Origin of the sequence: Nonomuraea lactucae (assembly GCF_003313395.1) — a bacterium.
Taxonomy (GTDB): Bacteria; Actinomycetota; Actinomycetes; order Streptosporangiales; family Streptosporangiaceae; genus Nonomuraea; species Nonomuraea lactucae.
The window spans coordinates 1-4,621 of record NZ_QNFZ01000770.1; the positions used below are offsets into that span (position 1 = coordinate 1).

Annotated in this window: 4 protein-coding genes; 1 reads left to right on the forward strand and 3 read right to left on the reverse strand. The window is 74.4% G+C overall.

The features are described 5' to 3' along the window. Window positions 1–1,239: bifunctional 3'-5' exonuclease/DNA polymerase (locus DQW85_RS27120; RefSeq protein ID WP_113702750.1), on the forward strand; the 1,239-nt coding region annotated here is incomplete at its 5' end. Here DQW85_RS27120 and DQW85_RS27125 read toward each other — a convergent pair. The 3 genes from DQW85_RS27125 to DQW85_RS27135 all read right to left on the reverse strand — a co-directional run. Beyond that, entirely contained in the window at window positions 1,221–2,516 is a 1,296-nt protein-coding gene (locus DQW85_RS27125) for an MFS transporter (protein ID WP_240197452.1), read from the reverse strand. The genes DQW85_RS27120 and DQW85_RS27125 overlap by 19 nt on opposite strands. 93 nt (window positions 2,517–2,609) lie before the next feature. Then, a complete protein-coding gene (locus DQW85_RS27130; protein ID WP_113702751.1) occupies window positions 2,610–3,437 on the reverse strand; it encodes an MOSC domain-containing protein in 828 nt (275 codons plus the stop codon). Window positions 3,438–3,484: 47 nt separating this feature from the next. Beyond that, window positions 3,485–4,621, reverse strand: a 1,137-nt coding sequence (locus DQW85_RS27135) for a chromosomal replication initiator protein DnaA (RefSeq protein WP_162795415.1), incomplete at its 5' end; no start/stop codon positions are given.

Genomic DNA, 4,621 nt, shown 5'->3' on the forward strand with positions numbered 1-4,621 from the left:
CCCCTCGACGCGCACGCCGTCGCCGAGGTGCTCGCCGACCAGTCGCGGCGCATCGACGCGCTGCCCGACCCCGGCCGGTTCCGGCTGCTGGCCGCGGCCGAGTCGGCCGGGGCGCTGATCGCCGCCGAGATGGGTCACGACGGCATGCCCTGGCGGCGCGACGCGCACGACGCGCTGCTCACCGAGCTGCTCGGGCCGCGCCCGGTGCACGGCATGCGCCCGGCCAGGCTCCAGGCGCTGGCCGACGAGGTGTCGGCGGCCTTCGGCCGTCCGGTCAACCCCGACTCGGTGCAGCAGCTCGTCAAGGCGTTCAAGGGCGCCGGGGTGGCGCTGAAGTCGACCCGGTCGTGGGAGCTCAAGCAGATCGACCACCCCGCGGTGGCGCCGCTGCTGGCCTACAAGGAGCTGGCCCGGCTGCACAGCTTCCACGGCTGGACGTGGGCCGACCAGTGGGTGCGCGGCGGGCGGTTCCGCCCTGAATACGTGGTGGGCGGCGTGGTGTCCGGGCGCTGGGCGACCTCGGGCGGTGGGGCGCTGCAGATCCCCAAGGTGATGCGCCGCGTGGTGGTGGCCGACGACGGCTGGACGCTGATCGTGGCCGACGCCGCCCAGCTGGAGCCTCGGGTGCTGGCCGCGATGGCCGGCGACGTCGGGCTGGCGCGGGCGGCCGGCGAGATCGACCTCTACTCGGCGCTGGCCCAGGCGTTCGGCGGCGAGCGCGACCACGCCAAGATCGCGATGCTGTCGGCCATGTACGGCGGCACCAGCGGCGACGCCCCCAAACTGCTGGCGATGATGCGGCAGCGCTTCCCGCAGGCCTACCGGTTCGTCGAGGACGCGGCCAAGGCCGGTGAGGAGGGCAGGCTCGTGCGCTCGTGGCTGGGCCGCACCTGCCCGCCGCCGTCCGGCCGCTGGAGGGAGCTCGTGTCCGGGCCCGAGGGCGGCCGGGCGGCGCGCGACCGGGGCCGCTTCACCCGCAACTTCGTCGTCCAGGCGACCGCCGCCGAGTGGGCGCTGGCGCTGATGGGCGTGCTGCGGGGGCTGCTGCCCGACCCGGCGAGGCTGGTCTTCTTCCAGCACGACGAGGTCATGGTGCACTGCCCTCTGGAGCAGGCGGGGGCGGTCGTCGAGGCGGTGTCGGCCGCGGCCGCGGAGGCCACACGGCTGATGTTCGGCCGCACGCCGGTGCGGTTCCCGATGGAGGCCGTCGCGGTCACCTGCTACGCCGACGCCAAGTGATCCCGGTCGCCGGGGGAGCCGGACCGCCGGGTGACCGCCAGCCACAGGCCGGCAGCCGCGACCATCACGCCGACCACCAGGCCGAGCGTGCCGTACGAGAGCCGGTCCACGATGGCGCCCGCGAAGACCGTGCCGGTGGCGCCGCAGACGTTCATCAGCAGGTCCGACAGGCCCTGCACCGCGGGCCGGCCCCCGACCGGCACCGACTCGCTGACCAGCGCCGATCCCGCCACCAGCCCGCACGACCAGCCGAGCCCCAGCAGCACCAGCCCCGTGGTCACCTGCCAGACGCGGTGCCCGGCCGTCCCCGCCAGGGTGGCGGCGGCGAGCAGCAGCGCCATGCCGAGCAGCAGCACCGGCACCCTCCCCGCCTTGTCGGCCAGCCAGCCCACCACCGGCGACATGACGTACATGCCGGCGATGTGCAGGCTGATCACCAGGCCGATGACGTCCAGGTTCGAGCCGTCGTGGTGGAGCTTGACCGGGGTCATCGACATGACCGACACCATCGCCGTGTGGCTGACCGCGATCATGACCAGCGCCTTGCGGGCCATCGGGGTGGTGCGCAGCGTCTCCCACGCCCGCCTCGTCGTCCTGCTGCCCGCCGCCGTGGCGGGTGGCGCGCCGTCGATCCGGCGCGCCAGCTTGAGGGGGTCGGGCCGCAGCCCGGCCAGGATGACCAGCAGGGCCAGCGCGAACGCCAGCGCGGCGAACGCGAACGGCCCCGCCTTCTCCACGAGCCCCGCGTCCATGCCGATCTGGTCGGCGGGCTTGGCCAGGTTGGGTCCCGCCACGGAGCCGATGGTCGCCGCCCAGACGACGAGCGAGAGGTGCCGGGCGGCGTGCCCCCTCGGTGACAGGTCTGTCGCGGAGTAGCGCGCCGCCAGGTTGCCCGCGCTGCCGCCGCCCACCAGCACCAGCCCGGCCAGCAGCAGCGGCCAGTTGTGGATCGAGATGGCGGCCACCGACAGCGCGCAGCCGAGGAGCGCCGCAGCGTACGCGAGGGCCAGCCCGGCCCGCCGCCCGCCCCGCCCGGACGCCTTCGCGGTGGGGAGCGCCAGCAGCGCCGCGCCCATCACGATGGCGGTGCCCGCGAACCCGCTGATGACCGTGGACCCGGACAGCTCGTCCACGACCACGGAGCTGAGCGCCAGCCCCACGGCGACGCCCACTCCTCCCACGATCTGCGCGGACGACAGGACGGTCAGGGTGCGGCGCTGGACCATGCGGACGCGGTGGTCGGACAGGACGAGGGGCTTCGTAGGGACGCTGGTCACCAGTGAAGTCTCCCATAGCCCCTTAGATCGCCCAAAAGAGGACAAGGCGGCTTTCCCGATGTCGCGGACGCCCGCCGTCCCGGGGCGGAGCGGTCAGCGGACGGTGACCGGGTCGCCCTGGGCGATGGTGCCGCGTCCGTCGGGGATGAGGTTGACGCCGAACCAGACCTTGCCGTCCCACCTGCGGTGCCTGGCCAGCGTGCGCGTCGGCTCCTTGCCCGGGACGAGCGTGTCCGGGTCGATCGTGGGCAGCACGCAGCGGTCGCAGCGCCTGCTCACCCGGAAGTCCACCTCTCCGATCCTGACCCGCTTCCAGGTGTCCTCCTCGAAGGGCGTCTCCACACCGTCCACCACCACGTTCGGGCGGAAGCGGCGCATGTCCAGCGGCTCGGGCGGCTCCTCGCCGCGTTCGGCGGCGGTCTCCAGGATCCAGTCGCCGAGCCGGGCCAGCGAGGCGGTCGTGGTCAGCAGCAGCGGATAGGCGTCGGCCAGGCTGACCCGGTCGCCCGGCCGCCCGTACGCCGGATCCACCGGGCGGCGGGTGGGGTCGTCCAGCCAGGCGAGCCGGGCGGGCCGGCCGAGCAGTGAGGTCAGCCACGCGGCGGCGGCGTCGCCGCAGTCGGTGAGCTCGACCTCGCTCTTCCACACGCTGACCATGGTGCGGGTGGAGGTGGGCGCGACGCGCAGGGGCGGGGCGTGCGGGCCGGTCAGGGTGAGCGTGCGGCCGTCCGGCCCGCTGCTGATCACAGCGACGCAGGCCAGCAGTCGCGGGTGGCGCCGTGCCGTCAGCATCTCGCCGTGCTCGTCGGTCACGACGTAGCGCCGGTCTCCGGCCAGCCCCCACGGCTCTACTTCGGCCTGCCGGACATCATGCCCTCTGGTGGACTTGACCGGGTAGAAGTAGATGCTCGCCAGCCTCATACGGCGACCGTATCCCACCGTGCCGCGCGGCTGTTCCGGGTGGGCTCTCAGCTGCTCTGGCGGAAGGTGTCGAGGAAGACCCTGCGGGTCTCGGCCTGGTCGTCCCACGTCAGCTCGGGCATGTCGAACGTGATCTTGAACGCGCTCTTGTCGTCCACCGTCACGTATCGGGTCATGGCGTGCATGGGGACGCCGTTGGTCTGCGTGTACGTGTACTCCCAGTCGGCCGCCTTCCAGGCCCGGAACCGCGTGCCCTGCAGCTGCACCTGGATGTAGCCCTCGACGGTGCCCTCCGCCTCCGCGCGGGTCAGCTCGGCCAGGCCGCCGTCTGCCTGCGGTGTGGCATGCTCGACCACGATCCGCACACCCGAGTCCTTCGGCCCGGTGAACGTGGCCCCGTCTCCCGACGCCGTCACCTTCCAGCTGTCCGGCACCGCCGCGGTGAAGCCCGCGGGGGAGTGCTCCTTGTAGCCCCCGGGGGCGTCGGCAGCCTCCACCTGCTCCGCGGGCGTGCTCGTGACGGGGGCCGCGGTGTTCGCGACCGGCGTGGAGTCGCCGCCCGAGCCGAAGAAGATCGCGGCCGCGGTCACCGCGCCCGCGGCGGCGACCGCCGCGAGGATCAGCAGCGGCGTGGGCCGCCCCTCGCGCACCCAGCCGTTGCCGTCCTCCTCCGGCGGCCTGCGCCGGCCCTTGAGAGGGCGTTCACCGGCGGGCGGCAGCGCGGCCAGCCGGCTCTGGGAGACGTCCCGTGACAGGTCGCGGGAGTGGCTGCGAAGGTCGTCGTCGGATGCGAGCGGCCAGAGCGCGGCGCGGCTGTCGGTGGTCAGCGGCAGGATCGGTGGCGGCGACGCCCCTTCCTGGTCGGGCGGCAGGTCGGGGACGGCCCGCAGGTTCGGGGCGGGGTTCCGCTGCCGGTCGGGCAGCGGGTGCGCACCCGAGGGAAGGCCGTGCGGCCGGTGCGCGCCTGAGGGCGGGCCCTCCGGCCGGTACGCGCCCGAAGGCGGGCCCTCCGGCCGGTGCGCGCCCGAAGGGAGGTCGTCGAGCCGGTGCGCGCCTGAGGATAGGTCGTCGAGCGGGTGCTGGCCCGAGGGGAAATCGTCAAGCCGGTGCGGGCCGGACTGGAGATCCCGCATCCGGTCGGGCCCCGGGGCCGCCTCGCGCGGCCGGTGCGGGTCGGCCGGCGG

What these genes read in the sequence shown, in the direction of transcription:
- DQW85_RS27130 (WP_113702751.1), bottom strand. Translation starts at nt 3,437, where the DNA reads ATGAGGCTGGCGAGCATCTACTTCTACCCGGTCAAGTCCACCAGAGGG.